The 20,119-nt window shown below is 74.1% G+C and carries 20 protein-coding genes; 12 read left to right on the top strand and 8 right to left on the bottom strand.

Translation table 11 applies throughout. From position 1 onward, the window contains the following. Nucleotides 1-111: 111 nt before the first annotated feature. Genes hisD through hisF form a run of 6 tightly spaced genes read left to right on the top strand, consistent with a single transcriptional unit; the run spans nt 112 to nt 5,368 of the window. Nucleotides 112-1,413, top strand: a complete 1,302-nt coding sequence (gene hisD / locus RDV89_RS06550) for a histidinol dehydrogenase (protein ID WP_315732140.1) — start codon at nt 112-114, stop codon at nt 1,411-1,413. Then, entirely contained in the window at nt 1,410-2,546 is a 1,137-nt protein-coding gene (locus RDV89_RS06545; protein ID WP_315732139.1) for a histidinol-phosphate transaminase, read from the top strand. Before hisD ends, RDV89_RS06545 begins: the two co-directional genes overlap by 4 nt. Then, entirely contained in the window at nt 2,543-3,157 is a 615-nt protein-coding gene (gene hisB / locus RDV89_RS06540) for an imidazoleglycerol-phosphate dehydratase HisB (protein WP_315732138.1), read from the top strand. The genes RDV89_RS06545 and hisB overlap by 4 nt, the downstream gene beginning before the upstream one ends. Beyond that, the gene (gene hisH / locus RDV89_RS06535) at nt 3,154-3,840 is read left to right on the top strand and encodes an imidazole glycerol phosphate synthase subunit HisH (protein WP_315732137.1); all 687 of its coding nucleotides are present in this window, start codon (nt 3,154-3,156) and stop codon (nt 3,838-3,840) included. The genes hisB and hisH overlap by 4 nt, the downstream gene beginning before the upstream one ends. Further along, the gene (priA, locus tag RDV89_RS06530; protein WP_315732136.1) at nt 3,837-4,598 is read left to right on the top strand and encodes a bifunctional 1-(5-phosphoribosyl)-5-((5-phosphoribosylamino)methylideneamino)imidazole-4-carboxamide isomerase/phosphoribosylanthranilate isomerase PriA; all 762 of its coding nucleotides are present in this window, start codon (nt 3,837-3,839) and stop codon (nt 4,596-4,598) included. The genes hisH and priA overlap by 4 nt, the downstream gene beginning before the upstream one ends. Next, the gene (gene hisF, locus RDV89_RS06525) at nt 4,595-5,368 is read left to right on the top strand and encodes an imidazole glycerol phosphate synthase subunit HisF (protein ID WP_315732135.1); all 774 of its coding nucleotides are present in this window, start codon (nt 4,595-4,597) and stop codon (nt 5,366-5,368) included. Before priA ends, hisF begins: the two co-directional genes overlap by 4 nt. A 31-nt stretch (nt 5,369-5,399) precedes the next feature. Here the strand turns inward: hisF and RDV89_RS06520 are convergent, their stop codons facing one another. The 3 genes from RDV89_RS06520 to RDV89_RS06510 are packed head-to-tail and all read right to left on the bottom strand — an operon-like array spanning nt 5,400 to nt 8,873. Beyond that, the gene (locus tag RDV89_RS06520; protein WP_315732134.1) at nt 5,400-6,032 is read right to left on the bottom strand and encodes a TIGR03085 family metal-binding protein; all 633 of its coding nucleotides are present in this window, start codon (nt 6,030-6,032) and stop codon (nt 5,400-5,402) included. 9 nt (nt 6,033-6,041) lie between these two features. Beyond that, nucleotides 6,042-7,172: a P1 family peptidase gene (locus RDV89_RS06515; RefSeq protein ID WP_315732133.1), complete on the bottom strand. Its 1,131-nt coding sequence runs from the start codon at nt 7,170-7,172 to the stop codon at nt 6,042-6,044. 3 nt (nt 7,173-7,175) lie between these two features. After that, complete coding sequence (locus RDV89_RS06510; protein ID WP_315732132.1) at nt 7,176-8,873, bottom strand: DUF885 domain-containing protein; 1,698 nt, start codon at nt 8,871-8,873, stop codon at nt 7,176-7,178. A 42-nt stretch (nt 8,874-8,915) separates the two neighbouring features. Between RDV89_RS06510 and RDV89_RS06505 the strand changes: the two genes are divergently transcribed. Together RDV89_RS06505 and RDV89_RS06500 are read left to right on the top strand one after the other, a co-directional pair. Continuing rightward, nucleotides 8,916-10,139 (top strand): glycoside hydrolase family 6 protein, encoded by a 1,224-nt coding sequence (locus RDV89_RS06505; protein WP_315732131.1) that lies wholly within the window; start codon nt 8,916-8,918, stop codon nt 10,137-10,139. A gap of 99 nt (nt 10,140-10,238) precedes the next feature. Continuing rightward, a complete protein-coding gene (locus RDV89_RS06500) occupies nt 10,239-11,408 on the top strand; it encodes a response regulator (protein WP_315732130.1) in 1,170 nt (389 codons plus the stop codon). A gap of 80 nt (nt 11,409-11,488) precedes the next feature. On the opposite strand, the gene RDV89_RS06495 is transcribed toward RDV89_RS06500, so the two are convergent. The 5 genes from RDV89_RS06495 to RDV89_RS06475 all read right to left on the bottom strand — a co-directional run bounded on the left by RDV89_RS06495 (nt 11,489) and on the right by RDV89_RS06475 (nt 17,168). Further along, nucleotides 11,489-12,223: a hypothetical protein gene (locus RDV89_RS06495; RefSeq protein WP_315732129.1), complete on the bottom strand. Its 735-nt coding sequence runs from the start codon at nt 12,221-12,223 to the stop codon at nt 11,489-11,491. A gap of 65 nt (nt 12,224-12,288) precedes the next feature. Then, the gene (locus RDV89_RS06490; protein WP_315732128.1) at nt 12,289-13,773 is read right to left on the bottom strand and encodes a glycosyltransferase family 2 protein; all 1,485 of its coding nucleotides are present in this window, start codon (nt 13,771-13,773) and stop codon (nt 12,289-12,291) included. Between the two features lie 89 nt (nt 13,774-13,862). Continuing rightward, nucleotides 13,863-14,087 (bottom strand): acyl-CoA carboxylase subunit epsilon, encoded by a 225-nt coding sequence (locus RDV89_RS06485; RefSeq protein WP_315732127.1) that lies wholly within the window; start codon nt 14,085-14,087, stop codon nt 13,863-13,865. Continuing rightward, entirely contained in the window at nt 14,084-15,700 is a 1,617-nt protein-coding gene (locus tag RDV89_RS06480) for an acyl-CoA carboxylase subunit beta (protein WP_315732126.1), read from the bottom strand. The genes RDV89_RS06485 and RDV89_RS06480 overlap by 4 nt, the downstream gene beginning before the upstream one ends. A gap of 103 nt (nt 15,701-15,803) precedes the next feature. After that, nucleotides 15,804-17,168, bottom strand: coding sequence for a glycosyltransferase (locus tag RDV89_RS06475; RefSeq protein WP_315732125.1), 1,365 nt, complete (start codon nt 17,166-17,168; stop codon nt 15,804-15,806). 42 nt (nt 17,169-17,210) lie between these two features. On the opposite strand from RDV89_RS06475, the gene RDV89_RS06470 reads away from it, so the two are divergent. From RDV89_RS06470 to RDV89_RS06455, 4 genes are all read left to right on the top strand, one after another. After that, entirely contained in the window at nt 17,211-18,023 is an 813-nt protein-coding gene (locus RDV89_RS06470; protein ID WP_315732124.1) for a biotin--[acetyl-CoA-carboxylase] ligase, read from the top strand. Between the two features lie 45 nt (nt 18,024-18,068). Further along, nucleotides 18,069-18,587 carry a PH domain-containing protein gene (locus RDV89_RS06465; protein ID WP_315732123.1) on the top strand — a complete coding sequence of 173 codons (519 nt, stop codon included), beginning with the start codon at nt 18,069-18,071 and terminating at the stop codon, nt 18,585-18,587. After that, nucleotides 18,577-19,596 (top strand): adenylate/guanylate cyclase domain-containing protein, encoded by a 1,020-nt coding sequence (locus tag RDV89_RS06460; protein ID WP_315732122.1) that lies wholly within the window; start codon nt 18,577-18,579, stop codon nt 19,594-19,596. The genes RDV89_RS06465 and RDV89_RS06460 overlap by 11 nt, the downstream gene beginning before the upstream one ends. Nucleotides 19,597-19,699: 103 nt before the next feature. Further along, nucleotides 19,700-20,044, top strand: coding sequence for a winged helix-turn-helix domain-containing protein (locus RDV89_RS06455; RefSeq protein ID WP_315732121.1), 345 nt, complete (start codon nt 19,700-19,702; stop codon nt 20,042-20,044). The last annotated feature ends 75 nt before the right edge of the window (nt 20,045-20,119 follow it).

Here is a 20,119-nt window from a genome sequence, read left to right as displayed (position 1 = left end):
CTAGAGCGTGCGGCCCAAGTCCGGGGGACGGCCGCACACCCCGCTCGGCCTCGGCCCACCCCGCGGGCGCGATGGGGGAGGACGCCTGGACGGCGCCTAGAATCGGGGACCATGAGCCTGCGCCGCATCGACCTTCGCGGAGCGACCCCCGGATCCGTGGACTACCGGGCCGTCGTGCCGCGCGCCGACTTCGACGTCGAGGCGGCGGTGCCCGCCGTGCACGCGATCACCGAGCAGGTGCGCACCGGCGGCGTGGAGGCGATCCTCGAGCTGGGCGAGCGCTTCGACGGCGTCCGTCTCGACGACATCCGGGTGCCCGCCGGCGCGACCGAGAAGGCGCTCGCCGAGCTCGACCCCGCGATCCGCGCCGGTCTCGAGGAGTCGGTGCGCCGGCTGCGCGCGACCTGCGAGGCGGAGCTCGAGCGCGACGCCGTCACCGACCTCGCGCCGGGCGCTCGGGTCACCCACCGGAAGGTGCCCGTCGAGCGGGTCGGCCTCTACGTGCCGGGCGGCCTGGCGCCGCTGGTGTCCAGCGTGCTGATGAACGTCGTGCCCGCGCAGGTCGCGGGCGTGGAGTCGATCGCGCTCGCGAGCCCGCCGCAGAAGGCGTTCGGCGGCTCGGTGCACCCGACCATCCTGGCGGCGTGCGCGCTGCTGGGCGTGGACGAGGTGTACGCCGTGGGCGGCGCCCAGGCGATCGCCATGTTCGCGCACGGCACCGGTCCCTGCCGCAAGGTCGACCTCGTCACCGGTCCCGGCAACATCTGGGTGGTCACCGCCAAGCGCCTGCTCAAGGGTCTGGTGGGCATCGACTCGGAGGCCGGTCCGACGGAGATCGCGATCCTCGCCGACGACACCGCGGACGCCGCGTACGTCGCCGCCGACCTGATCAGCCAGGCCGAGCACGACCCGCTGGCCGCGTCCGTGCTGGTCACGCCCAGCACGACGTTGGCCGACGACGTCGACGCCGAGCTGGACAAGCAGGTCGGCGTCACCAAGCACGTCGACCGGATCCGCACCAGCCTGGCGGGTCGCCAGTCCGGCGTCGTGCTGGTCGACGACGTCGCCCAGGGCCTCGACGTCGTCAACGCGTACGCGGCCGAGCACCTCGAGATCCACACCGCCGACGCCGCGGGCGTGGCGGCGCGGGTGCGCAACGCGGGCGCGGTCTTCGTCGGTCCGTACGCCCCGGTCAGCCTCGGCGACTACTGCGCCGGCTCCAACCACGTGCTCCCCACGGCCGGGTGCGCCTGCCACTCGTCCGGTCTGTCGGTGCGCGCGTTCACCAAGTCGATCCACGTCGTGGAGTACTCGCGCGAGGGCCTGGAGGAGGTCGCGGACCACGTCGTGACGCTGGCCGAGGCCGAGGACCTGCCGGGTCACGGCGCGGCGGTGCGGGTGAGGTTCCGGTGACGTCCGGGTCCGGCGCCGAGGTCGGCGCCGGCGCCTGGCCGCCGCTGCGCGAGGAGCTGCGCGGCATCGAGCCCTACGGGGCTCCGCAGCTCGACGTGCCGTACGCGCTCAACGTCAACGAGAACCCGTACGCCCCGCCCGCGGCCTGCGTGGCCGACATCGCCGAGTCCGTGGCGCGGGCTGCCGAGACGCTGAACCGCTACCCCGACCGCGAGTTCGTGGAGCTGCGGGCGGCGCTGGCGGCCTACCTCTCGCGCGACGTGGCGCCGGGCCAGGCGCCGGTGGCGCCGGAGCAGGTGTGGGCGGCCAACGGCTCGAACGAGGTGATGCTGCAGCTCCTGCAGGCCTTCGGCGGGCCGGGGCGCACGGCGCTCAGCTTCGCGCCGACCTACTCGATGTACCCCGAGTACGCCCGCGACACCCACACCGCCTGGGTCGCCGGACGCCGGGCCGAGGACTTCACCCTCGACCTCGACGCGGCCCGCGCCGCGGTGGGCGAGCACCGGCCGAGCGTCGTGCTGCTGCCGAGCCCGAACAACCCGACCGGCACGGCGCTCTCGCCGGAGGCCGTCGACGTGCTGTGCGGCGCGGTCGGCGACGACGGTGTCGTGGTGGTCGACGAGGCGTACGGCGAGTTCCGGCGCGCCGGCACCCCCAGCGCCCTCGAGCTCCTGCCGGTCCACCGCAACCTCGTGGTCACCCGCACCATGAGCAAGGCGTTCGCGGGCGCCGGCCTCCGGCTCGGCTACCTCGCCGCGCACCCGGCGATCGCCGACGCGATCCGGGTCGTGCGGCTGCCCTACCACCTGTCCGCGACCACCCAGGCGGTCGCGCTGGCGGCGCTGCGGCACGCGGACGCGCTGCTGGGGCAGGTCGACGCGCTGCGCGGCGAGCGCGACACGCTCGTCGACTGGCTGCGGGCGCAGGGCCACGACGTGGCCGACTCGGACGCGAACTTCGTGCTGTTCGGCCGGTTCGCGGACCGGCACGCGGTCTGGCAGGGTCTGCTGGAGCGCGGTGTGCTGATCCGCGAGACCGGACCCGAGGGCTGGCTGCGCGTCTCGGTCGGCACCCCGGAGGAGATGGCGGCGTTCCGGGACGCCCTGACGATCGTCACCAAGGAGAACCAGTGAGCAGCACGCGCACGGCGCGCCTCGAGCGCACCACGAGCGAGTCGAAGATCGTCGTCGAGATCGACGTCGACGGCACCGGACGTCACGACATCGCCACCGGCGTCGGCTTCTACGACCACATGCTCACCGCGTTCGCGCGCCACGCGCTGGTCGACCTGACGGTGCGCGCCGAGGGCGACACGTGGATCGACGCCCACCACACGGTCGAGGACACGGCGATCGTGCTGGGCCAGGCGATCCGCCAGGCGCTCGGCGACAAGGCGGGCACGCGTCGCTTCGGCGACGCCACCGTCCCGCTCGACGAGGCGCTCGTGCAGGCCGTCGTCGACATCTCCGGTCGTCCCTACTGCGTGCACACCGGCGAGCCCGAGGGCCAGCAGTACGTCCAGCTCGGCGGCTCGGGCGTCTCCTACCTCGGCTCCCTGACGAAGCACGTCTTCGAGACCATCGCCTTCCACGGCCACCTCGCCCTGCACGTGCGCGTGCTGGCCGGTCGCGAGCCGCACCACATCGTCGAGACGCAGTTCAAGGCGTTCGCCCGCGCGTTCCGCGACGCCGTCGCGCTGGACCCGCGCGAGACGGGCGTGCCGTCCACGAAGGGCACGCTGTGAGCGGTGGCGCCCCGCGCGTCGTCGTCCTCGACTACGGGTCGGGCAACCTCCGCTCCGCCGTGCGCGCCGTCGAGCGCGCCGGCGCCCAGGTCGAGCTGACCTCCGACAAGCAGGCCGCGCTCGACGCCGACGGTCTGCTGGTGCCGGGCGTCGGGGCGTACGCCGCGTGCATGGCCGGTCTGCGCGCCGTGCGGGGCGACGAGATCATCGGTCGCCGCCTGTCCGGCGGCCGCCCGGTGCTGGGCATCTGCGTGGGCATGCAGATCCTGTTCGACCGCGGTGTCGAGCACGGCGTGGAGACGGCCGGCTGCGGGGAGTGGCCCGGCACGGTCGACCGCCTGCAGGCACCGGTGGTGCCGCACATGGGCTGGAACACCGTCGAGGTGCCGCAGGGCTCGCAGCTGTTCGCGGGCATCGAGGACGAGCGGTTCTACTTCGTCCACTCCTACGCCGCCCGCTCGTGGGACCTGGTCACCAACGACCGCACCCGCGCTCCGCTGGTCACGTGGGCCTCGCACGGCGCCCCGGGCGCGCCGGGGGACGGCGGCGAGGACGCCCCCGCTCCCGACCGCTTCGTGGCCGCGGTGGAGAACGGTCCGCTGTGGGCCACCCAGTTCCACCCCGAGAAGTCGGGCGACGCCGGCGCCGCCCTCCTGCGCAACTGGATCGGAACCCTCTCATGAGCTCGCCCGAGAACACGCACGACGCCGACCGCCTGCAGCTGCTCCCGGCGGTGGACCTCAAGGGCGGGCAGGCCGTCCAGCTCACGCAGGGGGTCGACGGCACCGAGCGGCGCTACGGCGACCCGGTCACCGCGGCGCTGCGCTGGCAGACCGAGGGTGCCGAGTGGCTGCACCTGGTCGACCTCGACGGCGCGTTCGGCGTCGGCAGCAACCGCGCGCTGCAGGCCGAGATCGTCGGTCGGCTCGACATCGACGTCGAGATCAGCGGCGGCATCCGCGACGACGCCTCGCTCGAGGCCGCCCTGGCCACGGGGTGCCGACGGGTCAACATCGGCACGGCGGCGATGGAGCACCCCGAGTGGTGCGCCCGCGCGATCGCGGAGCACGGCGATCGGATCGCCGTGGGCCTCGACGTCCGCGGCCGGACCCTGGCCGCCCGCGGCTGGACCCGCGAGGGCGGCGACCTCTACGAGACGCTCGCGCGTCTCGACGCGGAAGGCTGCGCCCGCTACGTCGTCACCGACGTGAACAAGGACGGGATGCTGGCCGGGCCCAACCTGCAGCTGCTGCGCGACGTGTGCGCCGCCACCGACCGTCCGGTGATCGCCTCCGGCGGCGTCACGACCCTCGACGACATCCGCGCCCTCGTCGCGCTGGTGCCCGACGGGGTCGAGGGCGCCATCGCGGGCACGGCGCTCTACGAGGGCCGGTTCACGCTCGCCGACGCCCTCGTGATCACCCGCGGGGAGCGCGCGTGAGCCTCGCCGTGCGGGTGATCCCGTGCCTCGACGTCGACGGGGGCCGCGTCGTCAAGGGGATCAACTTCCGCGAGCTTCGTGACGCCGGCGACCCGGTCGAGCTGGCCCGGACCTACGACGCCGAGGGCGCCGACGAGCTGACGTTCCTCGACATCTCGGCCTCCCACGAGGGCCGGGCGACGACCCTGGAGATCGTCTCGGCCACCGCCGAGCAGGTCTTCATCCCGCTGACGGTGGGAGGGGGCATCCGCGAGGTCGCCGACGTCGACCGGATGCTGCGCGCCGGGGCCGACAAGGTCGCGGTCAACACCGCGGCGCTGACGCGGCCCGAGCTGGTCGCCGACATCGCCGACCGGTTCGGCAACCAGGTGCTGGTGCTCTCCGTCGACGCCCGACGCGTCCCGGCGGGTGGCACACCCACGGACTCGGGCTTCGAGGTCACCACGCACGGAGGCCGCCGCTCCGCCGGCGTCGACGCCGTCGCCTGGGCCGCGCGCGCCAGCGAGCTGGGCGCGGGGGAGATCCTGCTCAACGCCATGGACGCCGACGGCACCCAGGACGGCTTCGACCTCGAGCTGCTCGCAGCCGTGCGCCGCGAGGTCTCGGTCCCGGTGATCGCCTCCGGCGGCGCGGGCGCCACCGAGCACTTCGCACCGGCGGTCGACGCGGGTGCCGACGCCGTGCTCGCCGCGACGGTGTTCCACTTCGGCACGCTGCGGATCGCGGACGTCAAGGGAGCCCTGGCCGACGCCGGCCACCCGGTGCGCTGAGAGGCGTGTCGAGCGGCGCGTCGCCGGCGGCTCAGAACCCCAGGGTCGCGTTGCGCAGGCGGCGCACCGCCAGGTCCGGGCCCGTGATCTCCACGTCGTGCACCTGCGTGCGACCCAGCAGGGCGAGCACCACCTCGGAGGGGCGCCCGCGCACGACCGCGGGGCCGTCACCGCGGCGTACCGTCGCCTCGGCCCCGGTGCGCGAGTCCACCGCGACCACCGGGGCACCCACCGTGCGGGTCGCCATCGCGGCGACCGGCCGCAGCGAGCGCCACAGGTCGTCCTCGACGTCGTCCCCCAGGTCGCGGGGGCTCCAGCCCTCCTGCGCCCGACGCACGTTCTCGTGGTGCACGAACATCTCGACCGTGTTGGCCAGCCGGTCCAGCAGCGGGACCGACGCCCAGGAGAGCACCGGGCGACGCAGCTGGTCGGCCAGGAGCGGCAGGTCCGCACGTCCCCAGCGTCGCTCGGCCCGGCGGGTCAGGCCGCGCAGCGGCGGCAGCAGGGTGCCGGCCTGGGCCAGCGGGTTGCGCTCGCGGACGAGGAGGTGGACCAGCAGGTCGCGCACCACCCAGCCCTCGCACAGGGTGGGGGCGTCGGCGCCGACCTGCTCGGCGAGGTCGGCGAGAGCGAGACGCTCGGCGCGGGCGGTGGAGGAGGGCACGGACCGACCCTACGGGCGGTCCTCCAACCCGCCGGCCGGCGTGCCGGGGGAGCCGTCGGGGAACGCGCTGGGGAACGCCTCGGCGTAGGACCGCATCGTGCCCCACGGCGTCGTCACCGAGGTGGCGGCGAGCATCGCCCGCACCACCGCCCGGGTCACGCAGTGCGCGGCCTCGGTGAGCAGGTCGTGGAAGACGAGCGGGTACGCCGCGGGGTCGGGCGCCGCGGCCCCCGGCGCCGCCGTCGACAGCGCGAACAGCGTGTCGCCGTCGAACATCGAGTGCACGGGGGCGATCGCCCGGGCGAGGCCGTCGTGGCCGACGCCCGCGACCTTGGCGCAGGCCGCCTTGGTCAGCGGCAGGTCGGTCGCCACCACGCCGATGGTGGTCGCCAGCGTCGCCGGGCGGTCGGCCTCGAGGGCGGCGGCGAGGTCGGTGGCCCGGGCGAGGTCGCGCGGGTCGGGACGTCGCAGGCCGCCGGACGGGAGGTCGTCGGGGCGGCACCACGCGGCGCCGTACAGCTCCCCGGTGGCCGGGTCGACGCACGACCCCACGGCGTTGACGGCGACGAGCGCGCCGACGCGGGTGCCGTCCGCCAGCACCGACGACGCCGAGCCGACCGCGCCCTTGAGACCACCGGCCCGGGCCCCCGTGCCGGCCCCGACGACACCGTGCAGGCCAGTGGGATCGGTGGGGTCGGTGCTCCCGGACGCGGCGGCGTACGCCTGCGCCCCGGTCTCGGCGCCGGGGTGGTGGCGGAACGTGCCGCCGCGGCCCAGGTCGAACAGGATCGCCGCGGGCACGATCGGCACCACGTCACCGGGGGCGGCGCCCATCGGGAACCCGACACCGTCGTCGAGCAGGCCGGCGACGACGCCGTCGGCGGCAGCCAGCCCGAGGGCCGACCCGCCGCCGAGCACCACGGCGTGCACCCGCTCGACCAGGTTGCGGGGGTCCAGCAGGTCGGTCTCGCGGGTGCCGGGGCCGCCGCCGCGCACGTCGACCCCGGCGACCGCGCCGTGCGCGGGGGGCAGCACCACCGTGGTGCCCGTCAGCCAGCCGTCGCCGGTGCGGGTCGCGTGGCCCACCCGGAGGCCGGGCACGTCGAGGACCGTGTTGGTCGGACCGGGTGGGCGGGTCACGGCTCAGACCCGCGCGAGGGCGGTGGCCAGCGGGTCGAGGCCCATCGAGCCCAGGTCGAGCGCCGCGCGGTGGAAGGCCTTGAGGTCGAAGGCCGACCCGTGGCGACGCTGCGCCGCCTCGCGCATCTCGAGCCAGACCCGCTCGCCGACCTTGTAGCTGGGGGCCTGGCCCGGCCAGCCCAGGTAGCGGTCGACCTCGAAGCGGATGGTCGCGTCGTCGTCGCGGCTGTGCTGGCGCATGAACTCGAGGCCGAGCTCGGGGGTCCAGCGCTCGCCCGGGTGGAAGCCGAAGGGGTTGTCGGCCGGGATCTCGAGCTGCAGGTGCATCCCGATGTCGACGATCACCCGCGCGGCGCGGAAGCCCTGCGCGTCCAGCATGCCGAGCCGGTCGGCCGGGTCGTCGAGGTGGCCCAGCTCGTCCATGAGCCGCTCGGCGTACAGCGCCCAGCCCTCGCCGTGCCCGGAGACCCAGCACAGGGTGCGCTGCCAGCGGTTGAGCAGCTCGGAGCGGTACGCCGTCTGGCCCACCTGCAGGTGGTGGCCCGGGACGCCCTCGTGGAAGACCGTGGTGGTCTCGCGCCAGGGGTGGAAGGTGTCGACACCCTCGGGCACCGACCACCACATCCGCCCGGGGCGCGAGAAGTCCTCGCTCGGGCCCGTGTAGTAGATGCCGCCCTCGTTGGTGGGGGCGAGGCAGCACTCGATGCGGCGCATCGGGTCGGGGATGTCGAAGTGCACGTCGGCGAGATGCGCGACCGTGGTGTCGGCGAGCTGCTGCATCCAGTCGCGGAACGCCTCGCGGCCCTCGATGCGGCGCGACAGGTCGCCCTCGAGCACGGCGACCGCGCGGCGGATCGCCTCGTCGCCCGCGACCCCGGCGGCGTCGGGCGTGACCCGGGCGGCGGTGGCCGCCATGTCCGCCTCGATCCGGGCCAGCTCCTCCCAGCCCCAGGCGTACGTCTCCTCCACGTCGATCGTGGTGCCGAGGAACAGCCGCGAGGCCAGGGCGTACTGCTCCGGGCCGACGGCCTCGACGCGGCGCCCGCGCGGCTCCATCTCGTCGCTGAGGAAGAGACCGAGGTCGGCGTACGCCCGCGTCGCGGCCGCCGCGCCCCGCTCGAGGGCGGGCTGCAGCCCCGCGGGCACGGTGCCGGCGGCGACGCCGCGGGCGACGAGGTCGGCGAAGACCCCGCTGCCGGTGGTCCAGCGCTCGACCTGGGCGGCGACCTGCGCGTACTGGCGTGCCGCGCTCACGCGCCCGTGCGCCGCCTCCTCCGCCAGCGTGACGCGCAGGCCGGCGAGGGCGGCGGGCACGGCGTCGAGCCGTGCGGCGATCGCCTCCCAGTGCTCCGGCTCCTCGGTCGGCATGAGGTCGAAGACCTCGCGGATCGCCTGCACGGGGGAGGCGATCACGTTGATCTCGGCGCGCGCGAAGCCCGCCTCGTCGTACTCCACCTCGAGACCCGTGCGCTCGAGGAACGCGTCGCGAGCGACGGCCTCGCGCTCGTCGACGGGGGTCGCCGCGGTGACGTCGCGCAGCGCGGAGCGGGCGAGGTCGAGGCGCGCCTCGTAGCCCTCGGGGGAGTAGTCGGTCAGCTCGGTGTCGTGGCCGGCCACCCCCAGGTACGTCGCCGTCACCGGGTCCAGGCGGCACACGTCCGCGACGTGCTGCTCCGAGCGCTCGTCCACTGTTCTCGTCATGGTGCCTCACTCTAGGGCGGTGCGCCGACTACGCTTCGCCCCGTGGCGAAGCGCAACGACGAGGTCGGCGACGAGCGGGACGGTCGCCGTCCCGAGCTGAGCGGCCACCGTCATCTCCCGGGGCACGTGCGACGCGCCGATCCGGCCGTGGTCGAGGCCGTCAACCGCCAGGGGCAGACGGCGCGCCCCGGGCCCACCGACCGCGAGGTCGCCGCGGCGCGGGACACGCAGCGGCGGCGGCGTCGACGCTGGTGGGCGCTGGGCACGGTCCTGGCGCTCGTCGCGTCCGCCGTGATCGCCTGGACCGTCCTCGACGGTCCGCTCACCGGCCGGCTGCCCTGGAGCGACGCCCAGGCCGACAACCCGTTCGCGGGTCGCGGCCTCTACGTGCAGGACGGGACCCAGGCCGCGGACGCCTCCGCGGACGCCGCGGCGACGGGACGCAGCGGCGACGCCGCCCTGCTCGACCGGCTCGCGGACGTGCCGACCTCGATCTGGCTCACGCCCGAGGCGCTGGGCCAGGGCCGGGTCGGCTCGTACGTCCGCCCGATCGCCGAGGACGCCGCGGCGTCCGGCGAGGTCGCCGTCTTCGTCGTCTACGGCGTCACCGACCGCGACTGCCAGAGTGCCGAGTCCGCCGGCGGCCTGCCGCCCGAGGAGTACGCGTCGTGGGTCGGCGAGATCGCCTCCGCGATGGCGGCCGGCAACGGGCGCGCCGTCGCGGTGCTGGAGCCCGACGGGCTCGCCTCGACCTTCGACTGCCCGGGGATCGCCGCCGAGCGCGTGCGGCTGCTCGCGGGTGCGGTGGGCAGCCTGGTCGACGCGAACGTGCCGACGTACGTCGACGCCGGGCACTCCGACTGGCGCTCCGTGGAGGACATGGCCGGTCTGCTCCGGCAGGTCGGCGTGGAGCGCGTGCGGGGCTTCTCGACGAACGTGGCCGCCTACCAGAGCGACGCCGACGAGCGGGAGTACGCCGAGAGCCTCACCGCCGCGCTCGGCGGAGAGGCCCACTACGTCGTCGACACGGGCCGCAACGGGGGAGCCGACCGCCCCGGCTCGCAGTGGTGCAACCCCGTCCCGGTGGGACCGTTCGGCGCCGATCCCGGTGCCGTCGAGGACGGCTCCCACCAGGACGCCCGGCTGTGGATCAAGCCCCCGGGGGAGAGCGACGGCAGCGGTGCGGAGTGCGCCGGCGGCCCGGCCGCCGGCAGCTTCTGGGCCGAGCGGGCGCTGGCGATGGCGGCCGCGAGCGGCTGGGGCTGAGGTCCCGGCCGCGGGGTACCAGAGGTCCTTGAGACCCCGTTCTGTGATTCTTGCGGCGTCTGCCCCGTGGTGCGCCGTGCACGTTGCTAGCCTGAGCAGGTGGAAGAGCGAGCACAGCCCAGGGTGGCCGTCATCATCGAGGACGACCCCGACGTGGCGGACCTGCTGCAGCTGGTGCTGACCCAGAGCGGCTACACCTGCAAGCTGGCCCCCAACGGCGTGGACGGACTGCTGGCCGTGCGGGAGCACGAGCCGGTCCTGACCACCCTCGACGTCTCCATGCCCGGCATGGACGGCTTCGCCGTGGCCCGCCGCATCCGCGAGTTCAGCTCGACCTACCTCATCATGATCACGGCGCTCAGCGACGAGATCGACGTCGTGATGGGCCTCGAGGCCGGCGCCGACGACTACCTCGTCAAGCCCTTCCGTCCGCGCGAGCTGCGGGCACGCGCGGAGTCGATGCTGCGGCGCCCCCGGCGCGTCGACGGCACGGAGACCGACGACGAGCCCGGCGTCGCCACCGTCCCGGTCACCCCCGCGCCGACCGAGCCGGCCGACCGCGAGCCCACGCCGTGGGCCGTGGAGGCGCGACGCGCGTTCAGCGAGGGCAACCGGTCGACCATCGGCCCGACGCCGACCCAGCAGCCGCAGCAGCCCGCGGCCGCGCAGCCGGCCCCCGCGCAGCAGGCGCCGGCCGAACCGCAGCAGCCCGCGCACCAGCCGCAGCAGCCGGTCGCCGAGCCCGTCCCCGTGGCGTACCAGCCGGCACCGGTCCAGCAGCCGGTCGCCCAGCCGGTCGCCCAGCCCGCCCCGGTCCCGCAGGCGGCGGAGCAGCAGGCGTACGCCCAGCAGGTCGCCTACGAGCCCGCACCGAGCCCGCTGACCGGCACGCCGGCCTCGGCGATGGCCGCGGGCGGCTCGCACCAGGTCGTCGGCGGCGACGGGTGGGTGCGCCACAACGGCCTCGCCCTCAACCCGTCGACGCGGGTGGTGCTGGTCGACGGCCGCGGCATCGACGTCACGAAGGTCGAGTTCGACCTGCTGGCGTCGCTGATCAGCACCGGCCGCCGGGTCCGCTCCAAGGCGGACCTCGTGCTGACCATGCGGGGCCAGGACTACGTGACGGCGTACTTCGTCAACGAGGCCGACAAGCGCACGGTGGAGGCCCACATCGAGGACCTGCGCCGCAAGCTGGGCGACGGCGGCGCGGTGCCGCGCTACATCGAGCCGGTGCGCGGCGTCGGGTTCCGGATGGCGCCGGCCGTCTGAGACCGCCCCGGGCTGCGTCCCGACCGCGAACGACACAGCGCCCCCGCCGGAGACCGGCGGGGGCGCTGCTGCGTGGAGCCTCAGTTGGCGTTGACCGGGATCTCCGCGGCCTCGGTGACCTCCTCGGAGGAGAAGATCGCGATCGGCACCTGCTGGGTGATCGTCTGCTGCACGAAGTTCGCGGAGCCGGCGGCCGTCTCGATCCACACGGTCGCGTTGAAGGTGAGGTCGAGCCCGGTCGTGGCCAGGTCGGTCTCGGTGATCTCCTGGTTGCGCAGCTCGAAGGCGCCCTTCGGGGAGGTGATGAGCATGCCGTAGCGCCCGCGCGTCAGCGGCTCGGGGTCGAGCGTGATGGTCTGCGCGTCCGCGTTCAGCGCGTAGGGGGACTGCGCCTGGCCGCCGTCGGAGCGCACGGTGGTGCTGGTGACGGTGATGTTCGACAGGTAGACCTCGCGCTTGGTGTCGAACGGGTCGCGCAGGCCGCGCGAGAGGTCGTAGGCCTGGAACGTGAACGAGAAGTACTTGCTGCCCCGCGGGTACCACTCGTTCGTCCGCGGCGTCGACTTCGTCGGGTAGAGCGTGTAGACGAAGTCGACCTGCTCGAGCGTGATGTGCGACTGGAACGTGCCGTCCCGGGTGAACTGCGACTCGTAGTAGGTCTCCGTCGGGCTCGACGACGGAGCCGCGCTCGGCTCGGCGTCGCCACGGCCCGTGAGGTCGTCGACGAGCGAGCAGGAGCTCAGCACGGCGGCGAGCACCAGGGCGGTCACGGCGGTCAGCAGGGCGCGGGCACGGCGGGGCCGGGTTGCGGTCATGGTCTCTTCCGGACGTTCGGTGGGGAGGCGGTCGGTGCCGGGGACGTGGGGGGCGCGCGAGCGCGTCACCCCTTGTACCCCTTGTAGCGGCGCAGCAGCTTCGTGGTCATCCAGCCGGTCTGGAGGATGGTGATGATGCCGAGGATCGGCCACCCCACCGCCAGGACGTCGGACTTGGCGTCGATCGGCAGCTGCAGCCAGATCGCCGACATCACGGCGACGATGATCGCGAGGGCGGCCAGCGGGGCGAGGTACGCCTGCCCGGCGCCGCGCTCGGCCTTGGCCTGGGCGGCCCAGTTGTCGGTCTGGGCGCGGGAGGCGAACTTCGTCCACGCGCGCAGGAAGTGCCCGATCCGGATCCACATGTAGATCTCGGCCGGGAACAGCAGCAGGGAGAACAGGTAGTCGCGCCGGTTGCCGTAGTACATCGACCGGGCGACGCGGAAGTTCAGGAACACCGCGGCGAGCGGCGGGATCAGCCACCACGGCGAGAAGACGAACGCGTTGATCGACAGCGAGCCGAGCAGCAGCAGCAGGAACATCAGACGGGTCGTGATGTTGATGACCATCGAGATGTGCTCGAACCAGCGCAGGCGCAGGTTGGGGTGCAGCGGCTGGCCCGGCGTGTCGCCGCGCTGGCCCGGCCACATCAGGTCGATGGCGCCGAAGTTCCACTTCACCTGCTGCGCGTCCAGCGAGCGCAGGGTGGTCATGCCGCCGACGTGCGCGCGGGCCGCGGCGGAGATCTTCGTCAGGTAGCCGGCGCTCTTGATCTGCAGCGAGAGCAGGGAGTCCTCCACCTCGGAGTCCTTCACCCACGGCGTGCGCTGGTGGCTGTCGTCGAGCACGTCGCGCAGCGCCTGCGTCGAGAAGATCGAGAACTGGCCGCCGAGCACCGCCATGTTGCGCCCGCGCAGCAGGTTCTGCATGTTGAACGCCGCGAACTGCGCGCGCTGGCCCGCGACGAGGAACTTCGCGATCGTGCCGTCGACGGCGCTGTCGTCGATGCTGTAGATCGCCGAGATGCCGCCGATGCGGTCGTCGCTCGCGATCTCGTCGACGAGCTCCTCGATGGCGTCGGGCTCCGGCGTGGTGTCGCCGTCGACGCCGAGCAGGTAGTCGTACCCCTCGACCAGCGAGTAGCCGTAGTTGAGCGCCCCGACCTTCTTGTCCGGGTTCTTTCCGATGTCGTGGACGAAGATCTCGGTCATCTGCTCGCCGTTGCGCGTCATCCGCACGTGCTCGCCGGCGTAGTAGCCCGCCACCTCGACCGTGTCGTCGGTCGTGTTGTTGACGATGACGTGGATGACGTCGGGCAGCCGCGTCTGCGCGAGCAGCGCGTCGAGGACGCCGGCGATGGTCTCGCCCTCGTTGTAGGCCGGGATCACGCAGCCCACGGTGGGACGGTAGGTCGGCAGGTCCTCGACGCCCGCGAGGAACTCGTCGGCGTAGGCGTTGAGGCCGGCGTCGGGGACGCGCACGTACTGGTTCGGCCCCGGGGTGCCGCCCGGGGCGCGACCGGCGCCGGGCAGGTCGGATGGGAGGGTCACGGTGAACATAGTGGCGGCGATGCCTCTGCTCGCGTGGCCGAGTCGCCGAACTTTCCCTCAGTTTTGTGTCAAACGCCTCGCCGACGCGCTCAGCGCGGCAGGCCCGACGCCCGCCACGCGCCCCGGCCGTGGTCCAGGCCGCGGCGCACCCGTGCGCCGGGGGCCGCCCACACGGAGCGGGGCGCCGGGGCCGGCGCCTCGCCGCCGCCCGCGAGCGCGGAGAAGACCGCCACGATCGCGGCGACCTCCTCCGGCGTCGCGTCGGCGTCGACGATCCGCAGCAGCGGGCGGTCGGGTGCCTCGTCGGCGCTCACAGCGGGATGTTCCCGTGCTTCTTGGGCGGCAGCGTCTCGCGCTTGGTGCGCAGCAGCCGCAGCGCGCGCACGATCTCGGCGCGGGTCTCGTGCGGGGCGATGACCGCGTCGACGTAGCCGCGCTCGGCCGCGATGTAGGGGTTCGCGAGGTGCTTGTCGTACTCGTCGACCAGCTCGGCGCGCTTGGCGTCGACCGTGCCCGCCTCCGTCGCCTCCTTGATCTCCTTGCGGTACAGGATGTTCACCGCACCCTGCGCGCCCATCACCGCGATCTGCGCGGTGGGCCACGCCAGGTTGATGTCGGCGCCGAGGTGCTTGGAGCCCATCACGTCGTACGCGCCGCCGTACGCCTTGCGCGTGATGATGGTGACCAGCGGCACCGTCGCCTCGGCGTACGCGTAGATCAGCTTCGCGCCGCGGCGGATGATGCCGTTGTACTCCTGGTCCGTGCCGGGCAGGAAGCCGGGCACGTCGACGAACGTCAGCACGGGGATGTTGAAGGCGTCGCAGGTGCGCACGAAGCGCGCGGCCTTCTCCGAGGCGTCGATGTCGAGCGTGCCGGCGAACTGCATCGGCTGGTTCGCGACGACGCCGACGCTGCGGCCCTCGACCCGGGCGTAGCCCACCACGATGTTCGGGGCGAACAGCGGCTGGACCTCGAGGAACTCCTCGTCGTCGACGACGGCCTCGATCACCTCGCGGATGTCGTACGGCTGGTTCGGGCTGTCCGGGATGATCGTGTCGAGCGAGCGGTCGAGGTCGGTCACCTCGAGGTCCGCGACCTCGTCGAAGGCGGGCGCCTCGTCCATGTTGTTCTGCGGCAGGTAGCTGAGCAGCGTCTTCACGAACTCGAGCGCGTCCGTCTCGTCGGCCCCCATGTAGTGGGCGTTGCCGGAGCGCGAGTTGTGGGTGCGGGCGCCGCCCAGCTCCTCGATCGTGACGTCCTCGCCGGTGACGGTCTTGATGACGTCGGGACCGGTGATGAACATCGCCGAGGTCTGGTCGACCATCACGGTGAAGTCGGTGACGGCGGGGGAGTACACGTGGCCGCCCGCGCAGTTGCCCATGATGAGGCTGATCTGCGGGATGACGCCGGAGGCGTGCACGTTGCGGCGGAAGATCTCGCCGTACAGGCCCAGGGAGACGACGCCCTCCTGGATGCGGGCGCCGGCGCCCTCGTTGATGCCGATGATGGGGCAGCCGGTCTTGATGGCGAGGTCCATCACCTTGGTGATCTTCTCGCCGTACACCTCGCCCAGCGAGCCGCCGAAGACCGTGAAGTCCTGCGAGAACACGCAGACCTGGCGCCCGTCGATCGTGCCGTAGCCCGTGACGACGCCGTCCCCGTACGGACGGCGCTCCTGCAGGCCGAACGCGGTCGAGCGGTGGCGGGCGAGCTCGTCCAGCTCGACGAAGCTGCCCTCGTCGAAGAGCTGCTCGATCCGCTCCCGGGCGGTCTGCCGGCCGCGGGAGTGCTGCTTCTCGACCGCCTTGGCCGATCCGGCGTGCACGGCCTCGTCGAGTCGACGCTCGAGGTCCTCCAGCTTGCCGGCGGTCGTCGTCACGTCGATCTCGTCGGGCACGTCCGTGCCCTCGCCCACCTGTGCGCTCATGGGCCGCAATGTAGCCCGTGGACCCCGCCGTGGGACCGGGGGGTCTCGCGTACCGGAATTGTGGGACCCCGTTCCGTTCGGTGGCGGGGCGCGACACGTCGGGTCAGGCGTACAGCCACCGCGCCGCCGCGGCCCGCTGCTCGCGGTAGCGGCGCGACGACCCTGCGACGAGGTGCTCGACCGGCTGCGGGCCGCGGGCGTCCAGGCCCGTGACGTCCTCGACGACCTCGGGCCTGCCGCGCCGCCGGGCCAGGGGAGTGCCGACGACCCGGCGCCAGGGGGGCGGACCGACACGGTCCGGCCAGGTCGGTTCCGGGCGGCCGGCGCCGACCTCCAGCAGGGCGCGCGCCACGTCGCGGGCCCCGATGGCCGCGGGCAGCAGCAGGGCGGCGTCGCGCAGGGCGACGCGCACGTCGGGGTCGAGCAGCTGCCGCATCCCGCGCTCCAGGTCCCCTTCGCCGTCGGCTACGAGGGCGGCGCCGAGACGCGCGAGACCGTGCGCACGGGCGACCTGGTCGTCGGTCTCGTGCGCCGTGCTGGGCACCAGCAGCGTGGGCAGCCCGACCGCCGCGTGCTCGTGGACGGCGTTGTAGCCGGCCGCGCCGACCGCGGCGTCGAACGCGGCGAGGTGGCGCGAGAGCGGGTAGACGTCGTCGAGCACCACCACCCGGCCGTCGTCGGCGGCCCCCGTCGCGTCGTCGCGACGGCGCGCGATCGCCTGACGGGTCACGGCCACCTGCCACTCCGGTGCCTCGTGGGCGAGCTGGTCGAGCACCGCGGCCACGAGCGTGGACACGTCGGCGTACGCCCCGGAGCCCGGCGCGAGCAGCAGGGCGGGCCGGTCGGGATCCAGCCCGAGCGCGGCCCGGGCGCGGGCACGGTCCACCGGCGGCACGGCGGAGGTCAGCGACACGGGGGCGGTGCGCACGACCCCCGGCGCGCCGACGGTCGCCCCGGCGTCCGAGGTGGCGGCGAGGTCGCCGGGCTCGACGACGGCCTCGAACCGCTCGCCGAGCGCCACCCGGTCGGCGCCCACGCCCGGACGCCACATCCCGCGCCGCACCCAGACGAAGGCGGTGGAGGGGAGGGCCCGGCGGGCCGCGAGCAGCCCGGCGTACGGCACGACGCCGTCGTAGGCCACCACCCGCGCGCCGGTCTCGGCGACGAGCAGGCGCAGGCGGTCGGCGAAGTACGCGTCCCAGGCGGTCCGCCACGCGACGAGGGCGGGACCGGACCCCTGCCACGGGCTGGTGCGGCTCGGGCAGTACTCGAAGCGGACGCGCGAGGCGCCGGGGAGCCGGCCGTCGGCCGCCGCCCGCGCGACGGTGGGCACGGCGCCCGAGAGGGACAGGAGCGTCACGTCCAGCGGCTCGCCGGACAGGGCCACCGCGAGCTGGCGCGTCAGGTGGCCCATGCCGACCCCGTTGCTGGTGGCGAGCACGACGGGCAGACGGGGGGAGGCGGACACGTGTCGAGTCTACGAAGCGGGCGGCGCACCTAGGGTGGGCCCGTGACGTCCGCCGCCGACCGCCCCCCGATCCGCACCGAGGAGCTCGAGGACCTCTCGCCCTGGCGCGTGCAGGTCGTCGCGGCGTCCGGGTCGACCAACGCCGACCTGGCCGCGCGGGCCCGCGCGGGCGCCCCCGCCGCCACGGTGCTGGTGGCCGAGCACCAGACCGCCGGCCGCGGCAGGATCGACCGGACCTTCGTCACGCCCGACCGCGCCGCGCTCACGTTCTCGGTGCTGCTGCGCCCCGACGTCGCGCCGAGCGCCTGGCCGTGGCTGCCCCTGGCCGCCGGCCTCGCGGTGCGGGCCGGGACGCGGGCGCGCCACCCGGAGCTGGACGTGCGGCTGAAGTGGCCCAACGACGTGCTCGTGCACGGCGCCGACGGGGTCGACCGCAAGGTGTGCGGCATCCTCGCCGAGCGCGTGGAGACCCCCGCCGGCGCCGCCGCCGTCCTCGGCATCGGCGTCAACGTCTCCACCCGCGCCGACGAGCTGCCGGTCCCGACCGCCTGCTCGCTGCTCACGGCGGGCGCGCCGGAGGCCACCCTCGACCGCACCGCCCTGCTCCGTGCGGTCCTCGCGGAGCTCGCCTCGGTGCTCGACCTGTGGCAGGGCGGGGAGCAGGGGGCGCTGCGCGGGGCGTACGCCGCGGCCTGTACGACCGTCGGCCAGGCCGTGCGGGTCGTGGTGCCCGCCGGCGAGCCCCTCGAGGGCGAGGCCGTCGACGTCGACGCCGACGGCCGCCTGGTCGTGCGCTCCGGGGGGCGCGACCACGCCGTCAGCGCGGGGGACGTCGTGCACGTGCGCCGCGCGTGAGCGACGTCGCCCCCCCCACGTGGCCGAGGTGACAGAATCACGACCGTGCCCTTTCCAGAGAAGCTCCTCAACCAGGGCGAGCACGTCGTGGTCTCGACGCGCACGCACGTCAAGGAACTGTTCGGCGCCACGCTGACCCTGCTCGTCGTGCTGGCGGCCGCCGTCACGGCCAGCGTGCTGCTGCCCGGGGGCTCGAGCGGGGACGTCGGGCGGATCGCCGTCTGGGTCGTCGCCGCCGTCCTGCTCGTCTGGTTCGTGCTCCGACCGCTCGTCGTGTGGCTGACCACCACCTACACGTTCACGAACCGTCGCTTCATCAAGCGCTCCGGCTTCATCGCCAAGGAGGGCCGCACGATCCCGCTCAACCGGATCAGCGGCGTCGACTTCGAGATCGGCGTGATCGACCGGATCTTCGGCTGCGGCACCCTCGTCGTCTCCGACGCCAGCGAGCTCGGACGCGTCGAGCTGCACGACATCCCGCGCGTGGAGCAGGTGCAGCTGATGGTCTCCGAGGAGCTGCACCGCCTCTCCCTCGGCGGCGACCGGGCCGACGATGGCACCTGAGCAGCCCGAGCAGCCCGAGCAGCCCGAGCAGCCCGAGCAGCCGCGGCCGTCGTTGGTCGACCTCGAGCGCGCGATCCTCGGCGAGGTGCCGGTCTTCAGCGCCCACGACCTCGACGAGGGCGGGATCTCGATCGCGGACGTGCGGCGGCTGTGGCGGGCGCTGGGTCTGCCCCTCAACGACGACGCGGTGACGTTCACGGGCACCGACACGACCACGATCGGCGCGCTGCTCGACGCGGTCGACCGCGACGCGATCGACATGGACACGGTGGTGAACCTCGCCCGGGCGACCGGCCAGACGATGGCGCGGCTCGCCGACTGGCAGATCTCGGCGCTGATGCCCTACGTCGAGGAACGGGAGTCGGGCCCCACGTCGGTGGGGAGCCGCGTGGGCACGGCCGTGCACGTCGTCGAGGAGCTGCGCGACGTCTTCGAGCAGGTCATGGTGAACGCGTGGCGCCGTCACCTCGCGGCGGCGGTCGGGCGGGTCGAGGCGCTGCGCGAGATCGACGACGCCTACGACAGCTCACGGATCACGGTCGCCTTCGCCGACCTCGTCAGCTTCACGGCGCTGTCGAACCGGCTGGAGGAGGACCGCATCGGCGACCTCGTCGAGAAGTTCGAGTCCCGCAGCCACGACGTGATCCAGGCCCACCAGGGTCGGCTCATCAAGTCCCTGGGCGACTCCGTGCTGTTCGTCAACGACGATCCGGTCCGCGCCCTGGAGACCGCCGAGGGCATCATCAAGGTGATCGGCCGCGACGCCCGGCTGCCGGACGTACGCGTGGGGATGGCGACCGGCCACGTGGTCACGCGGCTCGGCGACGTCTTCGGGCCCCCGGTGAACCTGGCCTCCCGGCTCACCAACATCGCGCGTCGCAACCGGGTGATCATCGACGACGAGACGGCCGCGCTGCTGCCGGCCGGCCAGTTCGAGACCCGCCTGCTCCCGGCCCGGCCCGTGCGCGGGTTCGGCCTCCTCGAGCCCGTGACGGTCCGTCGGGTCTAGGGCGCGGGACCCGCGGGTCCGATCGGACCCGGGGGCTGCGGTCGCTAGGCAAAATTTCGAGCGTTCGCCCACGTGAGGGGCGTCGGCTTCCTAGGTTGTGGCCGTGATCGAGGTGCAGGGAGTCCGGCTCGACCCCGCGTTGCGTCGTGTCTGGACGCAGGGCACCGAGGTCGTGCTGTCGCGCAAGGAGTTCGACCTCCTGCACGCCCTGATCGCGCGCGCCGGCGAGATCGTCACGCGCGACGAGCTCATGCGGACGGTCTGGCAGACCGACTTCTGGACGTCGTCGAAGACGATCGACGTGCACCTCGGCTGGCTGCGGCGCAAGATCGGCGACGACAGCCGCCACCCTCACCTCATCACGACCATCCGCGGCAAGGGGCTGCGCTTCGAGCGCCTCGCGCCCGGCGCCGTCGCGGCGCCCGCGGACGACTCGCAGCTGGCCTGAACCGGCACCCGCCCCGGACCCGTCTCGTCGCCGCGGCTCGGGTTGGGGCACCCCGCGGCGGTGTGGCAGGTTGTC

Source organism: Nocardioides imazamoxiresistens, assembly GCF_032378595.1.
In the GTDB taxonomy this organism is placed as follows: Bacteria; Actinomycetota; Actinomycetes; order Propionibacteriales; family Nocardioidaceae; genus Nocardioides; species Nocardioides imazamoxiresistens.
The sequence above is the reverse complement of the archived record's forward strand: the minus strand, read 5'-3'. Positions and strand labels throughout refer to the sequence as shown.